Consider the following 20,371-nt stretch of genomic DNA (forward strand, 5'->3'; position numbering starts at 1 on the left):
TTTAAGGCAAAAGCGGGGCACTGACTATTTGCTCAAACCGGATTTTACCTTCTTTGAGGCCGATAAGGGGCAGGATGAATCCCTTCTGTGAGAGAAATGATAGCGCTATCACAGATCAATGTTAGCGCTATCTGGTAGCGCTAACTTTCGGGATCAAACTCACAGTTATCAAGAGGCAAGATCGCTAGATTGGCGCCATCCTATCCAGCCCGGACACTGCCATGCTGACCCAATTGCTGACCGAGGAGGTCATTTCCATCGAAGCGGGCGCCCGCGACTGGCGCCACGCCATCGAGCTGGCCACCGCCCCCCTGCTGGCCAACGGCACCATAGAGCCCTCCTATGTGGCGGCGCTCTATCGCTCCCACGAGGAGCTCGGCCCCTACTACGTGCTGGGACCGGGCCTGGCCATGCCCCACGCCCGCCCGGAAGACGGCGTCAACCGGTTGGGACTGGCGCTGACCGTGCTGAAGGAGGGGGTCAACTTCGGCTCCGAGGGCAACGACCCGGTGCGGCTGCTGGTCACCCTGGCCGCCAGCGACAGCAACTCCCACGTGGAGACCATCGCCCAGCTGGCCGAGCTGTTCATGAATGAAGAAGACGTGGCGGCCATCATGGCGGCCACCAGCAAAGACGACATCTTGCGCATCCTGGCGCGTTATTGAGTGGCGCCCTGCGCCCGACAGAGGAAGAGAACATGAAGATTCTGGTTGTATGCGGACACGGCCTGGGCACCAGCCTGATGATGGAGATGAGCATCAAGAGCATTCTCAAGGAGCTGGCCGTGACGGCCGAGGTGGATCACCGGGATCTCGCCTCCGCCGGCAGCGAGCGCGCCGAGATCTTTGTCGCCACCCGCGACATCGCCGAACAGCTGGTCAGCATGGGGGTCGACGGCCGGCTGGTATCCCTGGACAACATGGTCGACAAGGCCGCCATGAAAGAAAAACTCGCCATCGCCCTGCGCGAGCTGGGCGCACTCTAACCCCTTTGCGACTGTCTGGGCGGCCGGTGAGCCGCCGCTTCCATCTGCTTGGAGCTGACCATGGAATTTTTCAATTTTCTGATGTTTGACGTGCTGTCGGAGCCGGCCGTGCTGGTTGGCCTCATCGCCCTCATCGGCCTGATCGCCCAGAAGAAACCGGTGACCGAGTGCATCAAGGGCACGGTCAAGACCATCATGGGCTTCGTCATCCTGGGGGCCGGCGCCACCCTGGTGGTGAACTCGCTGGGCGACTTCGCCACCATCTTCCAGCACGCCTTCGGCATCAAGGGGGTGGTCCCCAACAACGAGGCCATCGTCTCCATCGCCCAGCAGTCGTTCGGCAAAGAGATGGCGATGATCATGTTCTTCGCCATGCTGGTGAACATCCTGATCGCCCGGCTCACCCCGTGGAAATTCATCTTCCTGACCGGTCACCACACCCTGTTCATGTCGATGATGGTGGCGGCCATCCTCTCCGCCGGCGGCATGAGCGGCATTCCGCTCATCGCGGTGGGCAGCCTGGTGGTCGGCGTGACCATGGTGCTGTTCCCGGCCCTCGCCCACCCCTACATGAAGCAGATCACCGGCTCCGACGATGTGGCACTCGGCCACTTCTCAACCTGCTCCTACGTGCTGGCCGGCTGGATCGGCGCCAAGTTCGGCAACAAGGCCCACAGCAGCGAAGAGGTGCAGGTGCCCAAGAGCCTGCTGTTCCTGCGCGATACCCCGGTGGCCATCTCCTTCACCATGGGCATCATCTTCCTCATCACCTCCGCCTTCGCCGGGCCCGAGTTCGTCGCCAGCGTCGCCAAGGGCAAGCACTGGTTCATGTTCTCCCTGATGCAGTCCATCACCTTCGCCGCCGGGGTCTACGTGATCCTGCAGGGGGTACGGATGGTCATCGCCGAAATCGTGCCGGCCTTCAAGGGGATCTCCGACAAGCTGGTGCCCAACGCCAAGCCGGCGCTGGACTGCCCCATCGTCTTCCCCTACGCCCCCAATGCGGTGCTGATCGGCTTCCTGTCGAGCTTTGCCGCCGGTCTGGTGGGCATGGTGTTGCTCTACCTGCTGGGGCTCACCGTCATCATTCCGGGGGTGGTGCCGCACTTCTTCGTCGGCGCGGCGGCCGGGGTGTTCGGCAATGCCACCGGCGGCCGTCGCGGCGCTTTACTCGGTGCCTTCGCCAACGGCCTGCTGATCACCTTCCTGCCGGTATTCCTGCTGCCGGTACTGGGAGATCTGGGCTTTGCCAACACCACCTTCAGCGATGCCGACTTCGGCGTGGTGGGGATCCTGCTCGGCCTCATCGTACGCTGATCACTCTTGCCCATCGGGGTCATGGCCGACGGTGCCATGCCCCCGCTCATCTTCCCGCACTGCCAGCCGGGTCCCACCAGCCCGAACAACGTCGAAAATATGTGCAAACACAGTGCGTTGGATCGGATTTTCACCCCATAGCGGCAGCATCTGACAGGGGAGTGCGATATGCTGATGCGCTGACGTTCAACCCGACCTCGCTCGAGGCCCTTTCCATGAAATATCTGGTAGTACAAACCAAACAGATAGGAGATGTGCTGATCTCCACCGCACTGTGCAACAACCTCAAGCAGCACGACCCTGCCGGGGAAGTTCACTATCTGGTCATGGATTACTGCGCGGGCATGGCAGAGGGAAACCCCAACATCGATCGATTGATCGTCATCGAGAAGGCGCGCCGCAACGAGTGGCGCTATATGAAGGATTTGCTGCTGGGCATTCGCCGCGAACGCTACGATGTGGTGATCAATAGCCAGGGCCAGATGATAGGCCTGCTCACCTGCCTCTTCTCCGGCGCCCGCCTGCGGATCGGCTTCGACTCTTTCCCATGGCGCCTGGGCCACAACCGCATCGTGCGCTTTCGCCATGACACCGAGCATCAGGGCAACAGTACCCTGGTGGACGATCGATTTTCACTGCTCAAGCCCCTCGGCCTCGCCAGGGAGGATCGCAACTACTACCTCTGGCTCAGCGACGCGGAGAGACAACGGGGGCGCGAGACCCTGCTGGCCGCTGGCGTCGACACGACCCGGCCACTCATCGCCATGGGAGTGAACTCCCTCGGCCATTACAAGCGCTGGCCCATCGACTGCTTCGCCAAGGTCGCCCAGTGGCTCATCGAGGAGCACAATGCCCAGATCCTGGTCTATTGCGGACCGGGGGAAGAGGAGTACAACCGGGGGCTGAAGCCGCTGCTGCCAGAAGCGCTGCAGGCCAGCGTGTTTGACCATGTGCAGACCCGCTCGGTACGGGAACTGGTGGGGCTCTTCGCCCATTGCCAGCTCTTCGTCGGCAATGACACCGGACCGCGGCACATGGCGCAGGCGCTGGATATCCCCCTGCTCACCATCGTCTCTCCCCTCGGACACTCCGCCATTGCCAATCCCGTCTCTCATCCCCGTTATCGCTTCGTCGACACGGGTCGTCAGGATCCGCAGCAGGAAGTGCGCGAGGTACAGATGCAGCTGGATCAGCTCTGGAGTCAAGTCACTCCCGTCACCGGCAATCAAGCAGATGGAGACACGGCTCCCCTGCCCACTGTCTAGCACGGCGATGCCATGTCGCCGTCATTTGCGCAGGCGGAAGAACTCCTTCTGCCATTCATAGAGATACCCTGACCAGCCTTTGGCCTTGGCACGCAGGAACACAAGACCGGATGAGCGTTTCCAGCTGTGCTGGAACCAGTGGGTCATGTAGCGCTCTGCCGCCGGCTCGAAATGAATCGCCTCCCCCTGGTAGTTGTAGAAATAGTGCACGGGGGCGATCAGGGCGGTATCCCCTGATGATGCCAGCTTCTCCGAGACCAGGTGTGTCATGATCTCCGGCCCCATGTACATGGGAGAGGACATGATCTCCTGTTCATAGAAGCGCACCAGTTCGGACAGCATGGCCGAATCCTGTCTGGCGTAGATGACCGCGGTGCCGATCAGTCGATCGGATTCGTAGCCAACGCCAAAGGCTACGGACTCGAAGAGCGGGAAGGGATCCTGGTTGATGGTGACATCGGTATCCAGGTACAGACCCCCTTCCTGAGCGAGGATCTTGAGCCGCAGGTAATCGGTCACGAAGGCCAGCAGGCCTCGCCGGTAGCACTCCCGGGCAAAGGTGCACTCCTGTATCCAGCGTTTGACCTGCGGATCCGTGTCCAGCCAGAGCTTGTAGTCGTAACCCTGCTTGCGCCAGTCATCGATGCACACGTGCGCCAGAGGAGGCAAGCGGCTGCCGAGCCAGATGGCGTGAATGGTTCTGTTGGTCGCACTCATGCCTTGCCCCCCGCCTGTTTCATGTTCCACAGGGCCATCCTGACGAAGCGGTAGAAGCGATAGAGTTCACGGGTCAACTTGAATCCCAGCGGAACTTTCTTCAGCACGACCTGATTCTGGATGTCGCTGCCCATGTCCCGCGGACTGTAGATGGCATAGGGAATCAGGCCGGTACAGATGAGCCCGGTGCGATAGGACTCACCGATGAAGTTGTCGACCGAACAGAGCCACCGCTGGCTGTGGGCCAGCAACCGGCGGGCCCCCTGGGGAGAGATGCTGTACCCCGTGGTCCAGCACGAGTTGTTGTGCCAGAACATGAGCTGCATGTTGTCCACTGTAGTCAGGGCCGTGGCGGTGCCGATCTGGGGTTCCACTTTCACATACTCGTACTGTTCGTGGATCTTCGGCAGGGTACCCACCACCTCTTCAAAATACTGGGTGGGCAGGAAATCGTCTTCCAAGATGAGGATGGGCTCGTTGAGCTCGACACACTTTTCCCAGAGCAGGTAGTGGCTGGCATAACACCCCTTTTCCCCGGGTGTCAGCGGTCTGCTGCGAAACCGGATCCTGTGCTGATCATCCGGCAGGGCTTGCAGCCGCTCGGGCAGCCCCTCAAAGCCGTTCACTGCGCTGAAAAATTCGAAGGGGATGCCTCTGGCAGAGAGCACAGACTCGACACGACTGCGCCGCTCGACGGCCCTGTCCAGACTAATGACGTAAATTTTCATGACCTTCCTTTCCAAGCCTGTTCAGTTCCCAATGCAATGCGGTCGAGTAGATGGCGCCCATGAAGACGCTGAATACCCACTGCCCGGAACGCATGTAGAAGAATGATTCGAAGTTGTTGATGATGAGCCAATAGAGGATGAAGGAGATGGCCAGCATCTTGATGAAACGGGACGAAACCGGACAGCACAGCACCTGGCGGAGCACCGAGAAGAGCGTGCCATACAACACCAGGAAACCGGCTACTCCCCAGCACACCAGTGTTTCCATGTTGGAGTTGTGCAGGTGACGAAACTCCCGGGTAATGTAGTCAGGCAGCGTCTTGGAGAGGGTGATCACCAACGACTGGCTGCCATAGCCTGTCCCGAAGAAGGGGTGAGCGAGGAACCACTGGATGGCCTCCAGCCAGGTCTTCAATCTCACCCCGATGCTGAAGTCCCGTACCTCGTTCCAGTTACCCGTCAGGATGGCATGCACATCCCCCTGATGCACGAAGCCGGCCAGCAGCCGCTCCCGGATGAACGAAACCTGATAAAGCGCCAGCATGGTCATCAGCAAGATGGCGTAGGTCAACACCACCTTGCGCCTTGGCCAGTGCTCTCCTCCCCCAAGCAAGGGGAGGATGGCCAGCGAAGCCGAGATCGCCAGCCAGGACTGACGGGACTGCAGAATGACGGAGAAGACCCCGAACAACAGGATGCCGAGCAGGATCCCGGCATTGCCCAGCGACAGCTTCCTGAATTTCGATGTAAGCAACAAGAGCACAAAAAACAGGAAGCAGGCCCCCGCGATCAGGGAGCCGTGCTGGGCATTGCGGTAATTGAAATCTACCCTGGCCCCATCAAGACCTGTCTCGACGATGGAGAAGAAGGATGAGTGATAGGCAAAGGTGAAAATGACACCGAGGCAGAAGGTCAGCAGGGTGATGACGATGCGGCGAGGGTCCCCCTTCAGCCAGTAGGCGAGACCAAGGAAGAAGAAGAGGTATGCCATCGACTTTACAGAAGGGTACTTGAGGGCATACTCGGGCACGAACTGTCTGGATGCGACCCAGCTCAGGCACTGTACCACCACGGCCAGACAGAGCAGTTGAAAGATCCTGTTCCTTGTAAAGAAGGCCCTCTCCACATAGAAGGCCATCAGGGTGGCCAACACTATGATGGTCTGGCAGACGTCGGCGATCAGCTGAATCGAATCCTTGAACAGGGTGTAACCCAGAATATTCAGGAAGATGAAGTTGCCGAACGCCTGGCCGTGAAAGATGCGGAGAAAATAGTCACTCGTCGATGAGTCATGATCTGTCATACGGAGCAAGGTGTATTCCCTGTCAGGTTTTTCGGAAGACATAGTTGCCACGGATCTTGCGCCACAGGCCGAACATGTCGGTGCGGGGGAAGATGGCGATCCGGCGGATCTGGAACGGATCCCGGTGCATGGCTCTGGGGCCGCTGTTGGTGGCCACAGCATAGCGATAACCGGCGGCAACGGCCTGGGATTTTGCACTGTCGTTCAGATCCCCGTAAGGATAGGCAAACGAGATCAGGGGATGGCCGAGCAACTGCTCCAGCCAGGCCTTGTTGGCCTGGATCTGGTGGGCCTGCTCCTCTGGGGGGAGCGTACTCAGGCGGGGGTGAGTCAGGGTATGGCCCCCGATCTCCACATGACCGGAGGCCACCAGCGCCTTGATCTCCTCCGGGGTCATCAGGGTCACCGGGGTATCGGGGTGGGTCGGGTGCTCCACATCCCAGCGATTGTGATCCTCACCGGTCACCACATAGACCACCGCCTTGTAGCCATACTTTTCCAGCAGCGGCAGCATGCGGGTGAGGTTGTCCCGATAGCCGTCGTCCACGGTGATCATCAGGTACTTCTTGCCGTATTGCAGCCGGTGGATGAACCCGTTCTCCGCCAGGTCGGCAAATGTCAGCGTCTCGTAGCCCAGCCACTTCATCAGCTTGAGGTGCTTCTCGAACATGGCGACCGGGAGCCAGGTGCCATGCACTCCCTTTTCGCTCTCGTGCTCGATGAAGCGGTGATACATGATGACCGGCATCTCCCGGCGCAGGGTCTCGACCACGGCATCCTGATAGACGGATTCCAGCCCGGTCACGACGCCTTGCAAATCATACTCTTGCAGGATCCGTTGACGCACTGGGTCTGGCACCACCTTGGAGGCCAGCGCCGAAGGGATCTGCACCTTCAGCCCGGCAAAGTCGATGGCCAGATCCCTGGGGCCGATGTCGCCGAAGTTGCTGGCGAGGGCCTCGTCCAGATTCTGCTCCGTCACCAGACCGATGGCCCTGGCTTCGCCGATGGCAAACGCCGGACGACCGCACAGCAGCGCCTCCATCGCCACCCGACCGGCACCGATCACCAGATCGCAGCCCGCCATCAGGGCGGGCACATCGTCCACATAGCCGACGAAGTCGACCTTGTCCTGAAAACGGGCAAAACGCGCCGGCACCTGGGTGCCGCTGACGACGCGCACCCGGCAGGCTTCCAGATCCAGTACCTCGTCCAGCAACCGGTAGCAGAGCTCCCCCTTGGGACCGCTCAGCCGACCAATGATGGCGATCACCGGTTTGTCGTTGTCCGGTATCGGCACGGGCTGGAACTTGTCGGTCTCGATGCCGTTGCGCAGCACCTGCACCATGGCCGGGTCCACCCCCAGGTTGTCGATGATCTGGCTGGCGATATCCTCGCACACCGCCACCGCCCGATAACCCAGCGCATGGAATGCCTTGCGAGAGGCGTGTACCGGCTGGCGCCCGTGCACCGTGGTGATCATGGGGGTGCCGGTCAGCTTGCAGGCGACGTAGCTGCTCCAGCCCGAGGCGCGCGAATGGGCGTGCACAAGCTGGATCCTGTGCTTGCGGATCAGATAGATGAGATAGAAGACGTGCCAGAAGCGGCGCAGGATGCTGCGCTTGTTGAAGCGCAACCGAAAGACCGGCCCCAGAGTCGGTTTGGTCAGGGTGTCAGAGACGTAGAAAACCTGGTGACCACGGCGGGTCAGCTCGTTGCCGACCGTGGTGGCATAGACCTCCGCGCCCGTCACTTCGAGCTGGGAGAGAGCCATCAATATGTTCATGCAAGCGCATCCGATCGACGGGTGGCCAGAGCCACCCGCCAGAGGGGGATCAAGCCCGGTTCAACCAGGCCATGTAATCGGCCACGCCTTCGGCCACAGTCTTGAACTCGCCGTCATAGCCGACGCCGCGCAACTTGGTGAGATCCGCCTGGGTGAAGCTCTGGTAGCGACCCTTGAGGTGATCCGGGAAGGGAATGTATTCGATGGCGCCTTTCTGGTGATGCCTGATCACGGCTTCCGCCACGTTCTGGAACGGCTCGGCACGGCCGGTGCCGCAGTTGAAGATGCCGGAGTGCTGCGGATTCTGCCAGAACCAGAGGTTCACCTTGCAGACGTCGTCCACGTAGATGAAGTCGCGCATCTGGCCGCCATCCGGAAAGCCGTCACAGCCCTCGAACAGCTTGGGATTGTCACCCTGCTTCACCTGGGTATTGAGGTGGAAGGCCACGGACGCCATGGATCCCTTGTGCTGCTCGCGGGGACCATAGACGTTGAAGTACTTGAGACCCACCACCTGGGAGTTGATCTCCGGCATCCAGCGACGCACGTACTGATCGAACAGCTGCTTGGAGTAGCCGTAGACGTTGAGGGGCTGTTCGAACCTCGGGTCTTCGATGAAGTTGTCGTTGCGCCCGCCATAGGTCGCGGCGGAAGAGGCGTAGATGAAGGGGATTTCCCGCTCGATGCAGTAGTGGAACAGATCCTTGGAGTACTCGTAGTTGACCTCCATGATGAACTTGCCGTTCCACTCGGTGGTCGCGGAGCAGGCGCCTTCGTGGAAGATCACCTCGATGCCGTCATCCCACTCCTCGAATTCGTCACCGGAGACGATCCGCGCCTGGAACTCGTCCTTGTCCATGTAGTCGGCGATGGTGAGGTCGACCAGGTTGACGAACTTGGTGCCGTCGGTCAGGTCATCGATGACCACGATATCGGTCCGTCCTTGAGCGTTCAGCTGCTTGACCAGATTGCTGCCGATAAAGCCAGCACCGCCAGTTACTACGATCATGGAGTTTGCCTCGCGTACGTTGTGGCCCCGTGTGACTGCCTGTTAAAGCTGTGTATAGTGGGCCAATTTGAAATTGCCGAAAAGTTTATCACGGGCCGCAAGGGGATTCGACCTCGATGACTTTTCCCCTTAGGGCCCGGCAGAGGGACCAGCGATGAAGACCAGAGACAGGATCATCCACAGCGCCACCGAGCTGTTCAACGATCAGGGCGAGCGCAACATCACCACCAACCACATTGCCGCACACCTTGGCATCAGCCCGGGCAACCTTTACTACCACTTCAGAAACAAAGAAGACATCATCCACTCCATCTTCGATCAGTACGCCCGCCACCTGAGCGACAGCTTCACTCCGATCCGCAGCAGCGAGATCCGGCTGGAGGATCTGATGGGCTACCTGGATGCCATCTTCTATTTGATGTGGCAGTTCCGCTTCTTCTACGCGAACCTGCCGGACATCCTGAGTCGCGACGAGCTGCTGCAGCAGAAATACCTCAAGGCACAGGAGCAGCTCCGTGCCACCGTGGAGACGCTGCTCAGAAGCCTGCGCGAAGGCGGTATCATCGCCGTCAGCGATGAAGACCTGCCGGATCTCGGCCAGACCATCAAGATGGTCGTCACCTGCTGGATCCCGTTCCAGATCGCCCAGGCCCCGGCCACCCGCATCACCAAACCCCTGCTCTACCAGGGGGTCTTGCGGGTGCTGTTTTTGCTGCGCCCCTACGTGCAGCCACAGGTGGCCCCCCAGATACATCAACTGGAGCAACATTATCACCAACTGGCCCAACCAGCCGGGTGAGATCTGTTTCACAATTGTTGATTATCAGCATAAAAATTTGAATTTATACGCAGGGATTACAGTAAAATGTCGCCCATTCTAGGGTCTGTCGGCGTTTCGTCGCGACCGTGACGACGCCGAACCGTGCGGGTTGCACGGCCCGGGATCCTGATAACACAGTCGATACAGCAATGAGGACCGAGGATGTCTAACGGATTCTATCGTCACCTGACCGAACAGCTCGAACAGGTCAAGGCGGAAGGGCTATACAAGCAGGAGCGCATCATCACCTCGGCCCAGCAGGCCCAGATTGCGGTGGGCGGCGAGCAGGTACTGAACTTCTGTGCCAACAACTACTTGGGGCTGGCCAACCATCCCGACCTGATTGCCGCCGCCCATCAGGGGCTCGACAGCCACGGTTTCGGCATGGCCTCGGTGCGCTTCATCTGTGGTACCCAGGACCAGCACAAGGAACTGGAGCAGAAGCTGTCCGCCTTCCTCGGCACCGAAGACAGCATCCTCTACTCCTCCTGCTTCGACGCCAACGGCGGTCTGTTCGAGACTCTGTTCGGTGCCGAAGACGCCATCATCTCCGACGCCCTCAACCATGCCTCCATCATCGATGGGGTGCGGTTGTGCAAGGCCAGGCGCTATCGCTACGCCAACAACGACATGGCCGAACTGGAAGCCCAGCTCAAGCAGGCCGATGCCGACGGCGCCCGCTTCAAGCTGATCGCCACCGACGGCGTCTTCTCCATGGATGGCGTCATCGCCGACCTCAAATCCATCTGCGATCTGGCCGACAAGTACGACGCGCTGGTGATGGTGGATGACTCCCACGCCGTCGGCTTCATCGGCGAGAACGGCCGCGGCACCCACGAATACTGCGAGGTGATGGAACGGGTCGACATCATCACCGGCACCCTGGGCAAGGCGCTGGGTGGCGCGTCCGGTGGCTACACATCCGGCAAGAAAGAGGTGATCGACTGGTTGCGTCAGCGCTCCCGTCCCTACCTCTTCTCCAACTCCCTGGCACCCTCCATCGTCTCGGCCACCATCAAGGTGATCGACATGCTGGCCGAGGGTCACGACCTGCGTGCCCGCCTCAAGGAGAACAGTGCCTACTTCCGCGAGCGCATGAGCGCCGCCGGCTTTACCCTGGCCGGCGCCGATCACGCCATCATTCCGGTCATGCTGGGGGATGCCAAACTGGCCGCCGAGATGGCGAGCCGCATGCTGGCCGCCGGTATCTACGTGGTGGGCTTCTCCTTCCCCGTGGTACCCAAGGGTCAGGCGCGCATCCGGACCCAGATGTCCGCCGCCCATACCCGGGAGCAACTGGACAAGGCGATCGATGCCTTCATTCGCATCGGTCGCGAGCTCGGTGTGATTTGATCACATGGCTGGCTGATTAAAACGGGGGCCAAGGTTGGGCCCCATTTTATTACCCTCTGTACCCGGCATGGCGCCGTGAGGAATCTGTCATGAAAGCACTCTCCAAACTCAAATCCGAAGTCGGCATCTGGATGACCGATGTCCCGGCTCCCGAGCTCGGCCACAACGATCTGCTCATCAAGATCCGCAAGACCGCCATCTGCGGCACCGACATGCACATCTACAACTGGGACGAGTGGGCCCAGAAGACCATTCCCGTCCCCATGGTGGTGGGGCACGAGTATGTGGGAGAGGTGGTCGCCGTCGGCCAGGAAGTGCGCGGCTTCGCCATCGGCGATCGCGTCTCCGGCGAAGGCCACATCACCTGCGGCCACTGCCGCAACTGCCGTGCCGGTCGCACCCACCTGTGCCGCAACACCATTGGTGTGGGTGTGAACCGCCCGGGATCCTTCGCCGAATACCTGGTGATCCCGGCCTTCAACGCCTTCAAGCTGCCGGACAACATCCCCGATGAGCTGGCCGCCATCTTCGATCCGTTCGGCAACGCCGTGCACACCGCCCTCTCCTTCGACCTGGTGGGTGAAGACGTGCTCATCACCGGCGCAGGCCCCATCGGCATCATGGCTGCTGCCGTCTGCCGTCACGTTGGCGCCCGTCACGTGGTGATCACCGACGTCAACGAATACCGGCTGGAACTGGCCCGCAAGATGGGCGCCACCCGTGCCGTCAACGTGGCCAAGGAGAAGCTCTCCGATGTCATGGAAGATCTCGGCATGACCGAAGGGTTCGATGTGGGGCTGGAGATGTCCGGGGTGCCCAGCGCCTTCCAGGACATGATCGACAAGATGAACCACGGCGGCAAAATCGCCATGCTCGGCATTCCTCCCTCCACCATGGCCATCGACTGGGGCAAGGTGATCTTCAAGGGACTCTTCATCAAGGGGATCTACGGTCGCGAAATGTTCGAAACCTGGTACAAGATGGCAAGCCTCATCCAGTCTGGCCTGGATCTCAGCCCCATCATCACCCACCATTTCCATATCGATGACTTCCAGCAGGGCTTCGAAGCCATGGGCTCGGGCAAGTCCGGCAAGGTGATCCTGAACTGGGATTGACGACGCGCGAGGGGCGCCTGGGCAATCAGCGTGTCCTGCTCTTGTTCAGCCTCACGAAACCCGGCGCATGCCGGGTTTTTTGATGTGGGATCACCCCTTCCCGCTCTACCACTTTGTTTGCAGATTGCTTAACACTTCACACACAAGCGTTTAAATGGCTGTAACTATTCGGTTATAATCCCGTCGTTTTCTGGGGATAATAAGAGCCTGCTGGGAGTACATGAGCGTGTTGAAAAAACTGAGCTATTTGCTGGCTGCCGGGATGGCGGCTGCCACTCTGTCCGGCGCCGTCCTTGCCGCCGATGACATGTCGACAGAGGCCATCGCCGAGCGTATTGCCCCGGTTGGCCAGGTTTATACCGCCAAGGATCTGGAAGGCATTGCGACCGCCGCGGCCGCGCCTGCGGCAGCCTCCTCTGGCCCACGTGACGGCGAGACCGTGTTCAAGGGTGCCTGCTTCGCCTGCCACGATACCGGTGCCGCTGGCGCCCCCAAGCGAGGTGACAAGGCCGCCTGGGAGCCACGCATCGCCCAGGGATTCGACACCTTGCGCAAACACGCCATCGAAGGCTTCACCGGCAAGGCTGGCATGATGCCACCGCGGGGGACCTGCGCCACCTGCAGTGACGAAGAGATCGAGAACGCCATTCACTACATGATCGACAAGCTCTAAGTAATTGAAAGGGCTCCTCTTGCAGCCCTTTCAATCCCATCACTTCCGACTACGCTTGAAGGTAAGTTTTTTCGGGAGTGTTGCATGTCAGTTCAGCCCACCACACCGCCAGACTCGCACTCCTTGCTGGCGGTCGTCTCCTCCATCATGGATTTTCCCGCCCCCGGCATTGCCTCCCCCGAGGATTACGCCCGACTGGTCGGTCTGCTGGACAAACTCTGCCCTCTGCAACATTTCGCCATGCTGGGGCTGGCCGACGGGGGGCTGAACTGGCGTTACACCTATCAGCTTCCCGACGTGTTCAAGCAACAATTGGGACGGGAAGAACCTCGCCTCACCGAACAGCTCACCCGGCTCGATGAAGGTCAGGGCTGGTGCGTGCAGCCTGTGGAGCATATCGACGTGCAGTGGTTGCTGGCACGCAGCACCCCGGATCAGGCACCCACCCTGAGGTTGCTGCTGGAGTGCCTGGCCAAACGCCTGCACGAAACCCAGACCGGTACCCAGCTGGCGGGGCAGGCTTCCCCTCTCATGCAGCGAGATCCCCAGTGGCAGGAGAAAATCGAGAAGATCGGCCGAGTCATGCGCCTGGCTCACAACCTGCCTCAGCATGCCCTGTTTGCCCAGTTGGAAGCGGTGTTGCGCCAGATGCTCTCGGTCAGCGACATGTTGCTGATCCGGCTGGAAAACCAGCGACTGGAGCGACTCTATCCACCACACCTGACATACGACGATGACATCATTCGGGCTATGTGCCACAGCACCAACAGCGTAGAGCGCCATGAAGAGAGGCTTTACTGGTACAGCCTGCCCCTGCGCCAGCAGCAGCAATACTTTGCCCACCTCATCCTCAACATGACCCGGCCTCTGGAAACCGATGACAGGCTGTTCCTCGATTTCCTGCGCCATCAGCTGACCCTGTTGCTGGAGCTCAAAAGGGTGCGACAGCAACTCGATGAGCTCAACTCGGAGGAGTCCATCAACCAGCGCCTCCAACAGCTGCGCCAAACCAACTTGAGGTTGCAGAAACGGCTCAAGCATCATCAGGAGCTGGAGCGGCGGCTCCAGTTCAATGCCCTGCACGACCCGCTGACCCAGTTGCCAAACCGGGCGCTGCTGATGAATCACCTGCATCATGCCATGACCCGCTACCGCCGTTACCAGACAGCCGGCTTCACCCTGATTTTCGTCGATGTGGATCACTTCAAGCAGATCAATGACGCCTTGGGCCACAGTGCTGGCGATCAGTTGCTGCAGGAGCTGGGCAGCAGGCTGCAAGGCTGCATCCGGCAAAATGACATGGTGGCGAGGCTCGGAGGGGACGAATTCGTCATCTATCTGGACAACAGCCAGCGGGAAGAGGACATCAGCCCCGTGCTCAATCGCCTGATTGGCCGCATCGGCCATCCGTTCAGGCTCCAGGGCAACGAGCTGACCATCACTGTCAGTCTGGGGGTCGCCAGCGTGACGGAGCAGACGGCCGATGTCAGTGAACTGCTGCACCAGGCAGACCTCGCCATGTACCAGGCCAAGCGCAACGGCCGCAGCCGCATCGTCATGTATTCGGAGGCCTGTACCGAACAGGCGGGGTCACCGGAAGAGCGGCTCTTCAGAGCCTTGCGGGAAGGGCGGATTGTGCCCTACTTCCAGCCGGTGATCAGGCTGTGTGACAGCCGCCTGGTCGGACTGGAGGTGATGGCGCGCTGGATAACGGAGGAAGGGGAGCTCAAGGATGCATTCGACTTCATTCCTCTGGCGGAACAGTGCGGCCTCATTCAGGATCTGGACCGCCAGATCCTCAAGCGCACCTGCCAGCAACTGAAGCTTTGGCAACCCGCCTCCGGGGTCGGTCGTTTCAGGATAGCCATCAACCTCTCCGGCAAGCACCTGGCCAGCCACGAGCAGATCATGCAACTGCTCACCATCATGGAGGAGGAGGGTGTCATCCCCGCATGTTTCATCTTTGAGTTCAACGAACGCGAGCTCTCCCGGCAGAGTGCCGACTCCCTCACAGCCTTGCATGAACTCAGGGCGAAAGGGATCCAGGTCAGCCTGGATGACTTCGGCACCGGCTTCTCTTCTCTCAACGCCCTGTTTCACTTCCCGGTGGATTACATCAAGGTGGACGACAGCTTCACCCATCGCATGTTGAACTCACCCAAGGATCTGGCGCTGATCCGCGCCATGCGGGACATCTGCCAGGACCTCGACTTCACCCTGGTGGTCGAGGGGATCGAAAATCAGCAACAGTTGCAAAAGCTCATCGAGCTTGGCTGCGCCCTCGGGCAGGGGCGCCACATCTCCCCCCCGCTGCCGGGAGCCGATATTCCCCCTCTGCTGGGTCAGGCCGCCCGAGAGGCCAAGCCTTCCGGCCTCAATCCTTCTTGAACAGGGCCCGCAGGTTGGCGACACCAACCTGCCCCTTCTGCTGGCGTTCCTCTGCCGTCACCTTCTTCTGGTTTTCCCACTCCAGGTCATCCTGGGGCAGCTCCAGCAGGAAGCGGCTCGGCTCCGGCCGCACCGACTCGCCAAACTGGCGACGCTCCTTGCAGAGGGTAAAGGTCAGCTCGGTCTGGGCCCGGGTAATCCCCACGTAGGCGAGGCGCCGCTCCTCCTCCACGTTGTCCTCGTCGATGCTGGTCTGGTGCGGCAGCAGCCCCTCCTCCATGCCCACCATGTAGACATAGGGAAACTCCAGCCCCTTGGAGGCGTGCAATGTCATCAGCTGCACCTGATCCGCCTCATCCTCCCCTTCGTTGCGTTCCATCATGTCCCGCAGGGTGAGCCGGGTAACCACCTGAGCCAGCGTCATCGATTCCTCCAGCTCATCCCCTTCCAGCATCTCGCTGATCCAGCGATAAAGGGTGGAGACGTTTTGCATCCGCATCTCCGCCGCCTTCGGGCTGGGGGAGGTCTCGTAGAGCCACTCCTCGTAGTGGATCTCCTTGATCATGTCCCGCACCGCCTCCACCGGGTTGCCGCGCAGGGCCTGATCACCGAGCCGTACCAGCCAGTTGGTGAAAGCCTGCAGCGCGGTGAGGCCACGACCGGAGAGGTGTTGCTCCAGCCCCAGCTCGAAGCTGGCTGCAAACAGGCTCTTGCCGCGCTGATTGGCGTACTGGCCCAGTTTCTCGAGGGTGGTGGGGCCGATTTCCCGGCGCGGCAGGTTGACCACCCGCAGGAAGGCAGTGTCCTCGTCCGGGTTCACCAGCAACTTGAGGTAGGCCATGATGTCCTTGATCTCGGTGCGGGAGAAAAACGAGGTACCGCCCGAGATACGGTAGGGAATGCGGTTGGTCATCAGCGCCTTCTCGAAGATGCGCGACTGATGGTTGCCCCGATAGAGGATGGCATAGTCTTTGAACCGGGTGCGATTCATGAACTTGTGGCCCATCAGCTCGGCGGCGATGCGCTCCGCCTCGTGCTCCTCGTTCTTGGCAAACAGCACCTTGAGCTTCACCCCCTCGTCCAGCTCGGAGAAGAGCGCCTTGTCGTAGACATGGGGGTTGTTGGCGATCAGGATGTTGGCGCACTTGAGGATGCGCCGCTTGGAGCGGTAGTTTTGCTCCAGCTTGATGAGCCGCAGATTGGGGAAATCTTCGTTCAGCAGCACCAGGTTCTGCGGCTTGGCACCGCGCCAGGAGTAGATGGACTGGTCGTCGTCCCCCACCACGGTAAAACGGGCCCGCTCACCGACGATCTGCTTCACCAGCTCGTACTGGCTGGTGTTGGTGTCCTGGTATTCATCGACCAGCAGGTAGCGGATCTTGTTCTGCCAGCGCTCGCGCACCTCCTGATTGCTCTTGAGCAACAGGGTCGGCATTACGATGAGGTCGTCAAAATCCAGCGCGTTGTAGGCCACCATCTGGCGGTGGTAGCGCTCGTAGAGCTGGGCCAGCAACACCTCTTCCGGCCCGCGGGCGATGCGCATGGCCCGGGCAGGCAGGATGAGGTCGTTCTTCCAGTTGGAGATCTGGCTGATGAGGGCCGAGAGCTTGTCCTTGTCGTTGTCGAGCTCCGCCTCGGTCAGCTCCTTGAGCAGCGCCAGCTGATCGGTGTCATCGAACAGGGAGAAGTTGGCCTTGAGGTTCAGGCTCTTGTGCTCGCGACGAATAATTTCGAGTCCCAGGGTATGGAAGGTGGAGACCATCAGCCCCCGCGCCTCCTTGCGACCCAGGGTCTGACCGACCCGCTCCTTCATCTCCCGCGCCGCCTTGTTGGTAAAGGTGACCGCCGCTATGTTGCGTGCGTTGTAGCCGCACTGCTGTACCAGATAGGCAATCTTGTTGGTGATGACGCGGGTCTTGCCCGATCCGGCACCCGCCAGCACCAGGCAAGGGCCGGAGACATACTTGACCGCTTCGTTCTGATTGGGGTTGAGCTTCATGGGCCGGATCTCTTGGCTTATGATGAGGGGCGGCATTGTAGCAGAGATCCCGCAAGCAGCCGAAACCGGGCACGGGATCCCGCCACTTCATCTTGTGTTTGCCCGCCATTTTCCGGATCATGACCGACTTTTCCAGACGAGATGAGGGGAGCATGAATCAGCAACAGCACGCCCGGCTGCGCGGCCAGTTTCCAGCCTTGGCGCAGGAGGTGAACGGCCACCCTCTGGTCTATCTGGACAACGCCGCCACCACCCAGAAACCGCAAGCCGTGCTGGATGCGATCAATCACTACTATCGGGCCGACAATGCCAACGTGCACCGCGCCGCCCATGCCCTGAGCGGCCGGGCCACACGCGCCTTCGAAGATGCCCGCGAGACGGTTGCCCGCTTTATCAATGCCCCTCGCAGCCACGAAGTGATATGGACCCGTGGCACCACGGAGGCGATCAATCTGGTGGCCCAGAGCTGGGGGATGAGCGAGCTGAGGGCGGGGGATGAAATCGTGCTCAGCACCCTGGAGCATCACGCCAATATCGTCCCCTGGCAGCTGGTCGCCCAGCGTACCGGTGCCGTCATCCGGGTCATCCCCCTCGATGAGCGGGGCGATCTCGACATCGCTGCCTATCTGGCCCTGCTGGGACCACGTACCCGACTGGTGAGCGTCGCCCACGTCTCCAATGCCCTCGGCACCGTCAATCCAGTCAAAGAGATGGTGGCTGCGGCCAAGGCGGTCGGGGCCTTGACCCTGATCGACGGCGCCCAGGCGGTGGCCCATCTCGAGGTGGATGTGCAGGCTATCGGCTGCGACTTCTACGCCTTCTCCGGCCACAAGCTCTATGGCCCGACCGGCATCGGCGTGCTGTGGGGTCACACTGCACTTCTGGAGCGGATGCCCCCCTGGCAGGCCGGCGGCGAGATGATCGACAGAGTCAGCTTCAGCGGCACCACCTTCAACACTCTGCCCTTCAAGTTTGAAGCTGGTACTCCTCATATTGCCGGCACCATCGGCCTCGCAGCAGCCATCGACTTTGTGATGGAGCAGGACAGGGACTCACTGGCCAGCCATGAAGCAGCGCTGACCGACTATCTGGTTGCCGGACTGCAACAGGTGCCAGGGCTGCGTCTGGTCGGCGAACCCGGTCAGCGCGCCGGCGCCGTCTCCTTCCTGCTGGAGGGTATCCACCCGCAGGACGCCGCCACCCTGCTCGACATGCAGGGCATAGCCCTGCGGGTCGGCCATCACTGCGCCATGCCGCTGATGGAATCGCTCGGTATCGGCGGCACGATGCGCGCCTCGCTGGCCTGCTATAACAATCGGGACGATGTCGACGCCCTGCTGGCCGCCCTGCACAAACTCAGTGACTTCTTCTAAGGCAGACAATCCAATGAACAGCCTCGCAACCTATACCCGGATCGGCCTTGAGCCCGATGCCGATACCATCCGCCAGCAGTTTGCGGCGGCGAACGGCTGGGAGAACCAGTACCGCCTTATCATCCAGCTCGGCAGACTGCTACCCACCTTGCCAGCAGAGTGGCAGCAGGAAGAGAACCGCCTGAAAGGGTGCGAGAGCCAGGCCTGGCTCAAGGGAGAGATGGGTGAGGACGGCAACTGGCATTTTGCCTGCGACTCCGACGCCCGCATCGTGCGCGGTCTTATCGTCATCGTGCTGGCGGCACTCAATCATCAGACTGCCGACACTATCCAGGCTTTTGATATGGATACCTATTTCAGCGAATTGGGGCTTGAGAAACACCTGAGCCCGTCGCGGGGCAACGGGCTCAGAGCTATCGTGTTGGCAATCCGGGGGCTGGCCGTCTAATCCGCCTTGTCCAGTGGTCGATTAGGCTTCGCCAATCGACCCTGTGCCTTCATCTCCGGCCTCTTTCTCGGCGCGGGCCCCGCGCTCGGCAATCTTCTTCAATACCCGGGACGCGGCAACCAAGCCAAAGGTGGCCGTCACCGGCGTCACGGCACCGAAGCCGGAGGCGCAATCCATCTTCATATTGCCGTCGCTGGCCCCCTTGGCCTGGCAGGTGCCGCCATTACCATCCGGATAACTCAGTTGCTCGGTTGAGAAGACACACTCCACCCCGAATTTGCGCGCCGGATTCTTGCTGAAGTTGTGCAGTCGGCGCAGGTCGGAGCGCACCTTGGCGGCCAGCGGATCCTGAATGGTCTTGGCCAGGTCGGCCACGGTGATCTGGGTCGGGTCCATCTGCCCGCCGGCACCGCCCGCCACGATCACCGGGATCTTGTTGCGCTTGCAGAAGGCAATCAGCGCCACCTTGGCCTTGACCGAGTCGATGGCATCCACCACATAGTCAAACTCCCGCTTGATATGCTCGCCCAGGTTGTCGGCGGTGACGAAGTCATCCACCTCGATCACCCCGCAATCCGGGTTGATGGCACGGATGCGCTCGGCCATCACCTCCGTCTTGAGACGGCCGACCGTGCCCTGCATGGCATGGATCTGGCGATTGGTGTTGGTGATGCAGATATCATCCATGTCGATCAGAGTGATCTGGTTGATGCCGGCCCGAGCCAGCGCCTCGGCCGCCCAGGAGCCGACGCCACCGATCCCGACCACGCAGACTTTCGCCTGGCTGAAGGAGCGCAGCGCACTCTGACCATAAAGACGGGCTATGCCCCCGAATCGCTGTAGATACTCTGCTTTCATACCACCACCTTGCTTGAGGGCGGCCATTATAGCGGCAACCTCTCTCAGGGGCGATGATCGGATGATGGCGGTGTTGATGTGAGGGGAAATGGGTGCTGTCTCGGGAACGAAAAAAAGCCCAGTCGTTAGACTGGGCTTTTTAAGTAGTGGCGGAGCGGACGGGACTCGAACCCGCGACCCCCGGCGTGACAGGCCGGTATTCTAACCGACTGAACTACCGCTCCGCATTCGGTT

At 60.6% G+C, this 20,371-nt stretch carries 18 protein-coding genes and 1 tRNA gene; 11 read left to right on the top strand and 8 right to left on the bottom strand.

Annotated features, from left to right (window positions below; translation table 11 throughout):
- Positions 1-221 precede the first annotated feature (221 nt).
- The 4 genes from AB5Y64_RS00430 (at position 222) to AB5Y64_RS00445 (ending at position 3,567) form a co-directional block, all read left to right on the top strand.
- Positions 222-665 (top strand): PTS sugar transporter subunit IIA, encoded by a 444-nt coding sequence (locus AB5Y64_RS00430; protein ID WP_005307534.1) that lies wholly within the window; start codon positions 222-224, stop codon positions 663-665.
- A gap of 32 nt (positions 666-697) precedes the next feature.
- The gene (locus tag AB5Y64_RS00435; protein ID WP_026142047.1) at positions 698-985 is read left to right on the top strand and encodes a PTS sugar transporter subunit IIB; all 288 of its coding nucleotides are present in this window, start codon (positions 698-700) and stop codon (positions 983-985) included.
- Positions 986-1,045: 60 nt separating this feature from the next.
- Positions 1,046-2,302 (top strand): PTS ascorbate transporter subunit IIC, encoded by a 1,257-nt coding sequence (locus tag AB5Y64_RS00440; protein WP_011704190.1) that lies wholly within the window; start codon positions 1,046-1,048, stop codon positions 2,300-2,302.
- Between the two features lie 215 nt (positions 2,303-2,517).
- Entirely contained in the window at positions 2,518-3,567 is a 1,050-nt protein-coding gene (locus tag AB5Y64_RS00445) for a glycosyltransferase family 9 protein (RefSeq protein WP_080770101.1), read from the top strand.
- Positions 3,568-3,588: 21 nt separating this feature from the next.
- Here AB5Y64_RS00445 and AB5Y64_RS00450 read toward each other — a convergent pair whose 3' ends face one another.
- The 5 genes from AB5Y64_RS00450 to rfaD are packed head-to-tail and all read right to left on the bottom strand — an operon-like array spanning position 3,589 to position 9,110.
- On the bottom strand, positions 3,589-4,284 hold the full coding sequence (locus AB5Y64_RS00450) for a glycosyltransferase family 32 protein (RefSeq protein WP_039041138.1): 696 nt from the start codon (positions 4,282-4,284) through the stop codon (positions 3,589-3,591).
- Positions 4,281-5,012, bottom strand: a complete 732-nt coding sequence (locus tag AB5Y64_RS00455; RefSeq protein ID WP_039041137.1) for a glycosyltransferase family 25 protein — start codon at positions 5,010-5,012, stop codon at positions 4,281-4,283. The genes AB5Y64_RS00450 and AB5Y64_RS00455 overlap by 4 nt, the downstream gene beginning before the upstream one ends.
- The gene (locus AB5Y64_RS00460; protein ID WP_039041136.1) at positions 4,993-6,315 is read right to left on the bottom strand and encodes an O-antigen ligase; all 1,323 of its coding nucleotides are present in this window, start codon (positions 6,313-6,315) and stop codon (positions 4,993-4,995) included. The genes AB5Y64_RS00455 and AB5Y64_RS00460 overlap by 20 nt, the downstream gene beginning before the upstream one ends.
- Before the next feature lie 22 nt (positions 6,316-6,337).
- The gene (locus AB5Y64_RS00465; protein ID WP_039041135.1) at positions 6,338-8,101 is read right to left on the bottom strand and encodes a polysaccharide deacetylase family protein; all 1,764 of its coding nucleotides are present in this window, start codon (positions 8,099-8,101) and stop codon (positions 6,338-6,340) included.
- Positions 8,102-8,150: 49 nt separating this feature from the next.
- On the bottom strand, positions 8,151-9,110 hold the full coding sequence (rfaD, locus tag AB5Y64_RS00470; RefSeq protein ID WP_039041134.1) for an ADP-glyceromanno-heptose 6-epimerase: 960 nt from the start codon (positions 9,108-9,110) through the stop codon (positions 8,151-8,153).
- Positions 9,111-9,264: 154 nt separating this feature from the next.
- Between rfaD and AB5Y64_RS00475 the strand changes: the two genes are divergently transcribed.
- The 5 genes from AB5Y64_RS00475 (at position 9,265) to AB5Y64_RS00495 (ending at position 15,459) form a co-directional block, all read left to right on the top strand.
- Positions 9,265-9,909, top strand: a complete 645-nt coding sequence (locus tag AB5Y64_RS00475) for a TetR/AcrR family transcriptional regulator (protein WP_010672429.1) — start codon at positions 9,265-9,267, stop codon at positions 9,907-9,909.
- A 183-nt stretch (positions 9,910-10,092) separates the two neighbouring features.
- Entirely contained in the window at positions 10,093-11,283 is a 1,191-nt protein-coding gene (locus tag AB5Y64_RS00480) for a glycine C-acetyltransferase (protein WP_039041133.1), read from the top strand.
- An 89-nt stretch (positions 11,284-11,372) separates the two neighbouring features.
- Positions 11,373-12,398 (top strand): L-threonine 3-dehydrogenase, encoded by a 1,026-nt coding sequence (gene tdh, locus AB5Y64_RS00485; protein WP_010672427.1) that lies wholly within the window; start codon positions 11,373-11,375, stop codon positions 12,396-12,398.
- Between the two features lie 220 nt (positions 12,399-12,618).
- On the top strand, positions 12,619-13,071 hold the full coding sequence (locus AB5Y64_RS00490; protein ID WP_039041132.1) for a cytochrome c5 family protein: 453 nt from the start codon (positions 12,619-12,621) through the stop codon (positions 13,069-13,071).
- Between the two features lie 84 nt (positions 13,072-13,155).
- Entirely contained in the window at positions 13,156-15,459 is a 2,304-nt protein-coding gene (locus tag AB5Y64_RS00495; protein WP_052258909.1) for a bifunctional diguanylate cyclase/phosphodiesterase, read from the top strand.
- On the opposite strand, the gene rep is transcribed toward AB5Y64_RS00495, so the two are convergent.
- Entirely contained in the window at positions 15,446-17,458 is a 2,013-nt protein-coding gene (gene rep / locus AB5Y64_RS00500) for a DNA helicase Rep (protein ID WP_039041131.1), read from the bottom strand. The genes AB5Y64_RS00495 and rep overlap by 14 nt on opposite strands.
- A gap of 152 nt (positions 17,459-17,610) precedes the next feature.
- Here rep and AB5Y64_RS00505 point away from each other — a divergent pair, with 152 nt between their 5' ends.
- A complete protein-coding gene (locus tag AB5Y64_RS00505; RefSeq protein WP_039041130.1) occupies positions 17,611-18,831 on the top strand; it encodes a cysteine desulfurase in 1,221 nt (406 codons plus the stop codon).
- A 13-nt stretch (positions 18,832-18,844) separates the two neighbouring features.
- On the top strand, positions 18,845-19,279 hold the full coding sequence (locus AB5Y64_RS00510) for a SufE family protein (RefSeq protein WP_368203038.1): 435 nt from the start codon (positions 18,845-18,847) through the stop codon (positions 19,277-19,279).
- Between the two features lie 21 nt (positions 19,280-19,300).
- Here AB5Y64_RS00510 and tcdA read toward each other — a convergent pair whose 3' ends face one another.
- Both tcdA and AB5Y64_RS00520 read right to left on the bottom strand, forming a co-directional pair.
- Positions 19,301-20,137: a tRNA cyclic N6-threonylcarbamoyladenosine(37) synthase TcdA gene (gene tcdA / locus AB5Y64_RS00515; RefSeq protein ID WP_290436149.1), complete on the bottom strand. Its 837-nt coding sequence runs from the start codon at positions 20,135-20,137 to the stop codon at positions 19,301-19,303.
- Between the two features lie 147 nt (positions 20,138-20,284).
- Positions 20,285-20,361 (bottom strand) — tRNA-Asp (locus tag AB5Y64_RS00520).
- Positions 20,362-20,371: the final 10 nt, after the last annotated feature.

Origin of the sequence: Aeromonas sp. R5-1 (assembly GCF_040908265.1) — a bacterium.
Classification (GTDB): Bacteria; Pseudomonadota; Gammaproteobacteria; order Enterobacterales; family Aeromonadaceae; genus Aeromonas; species Aeromonas caviae.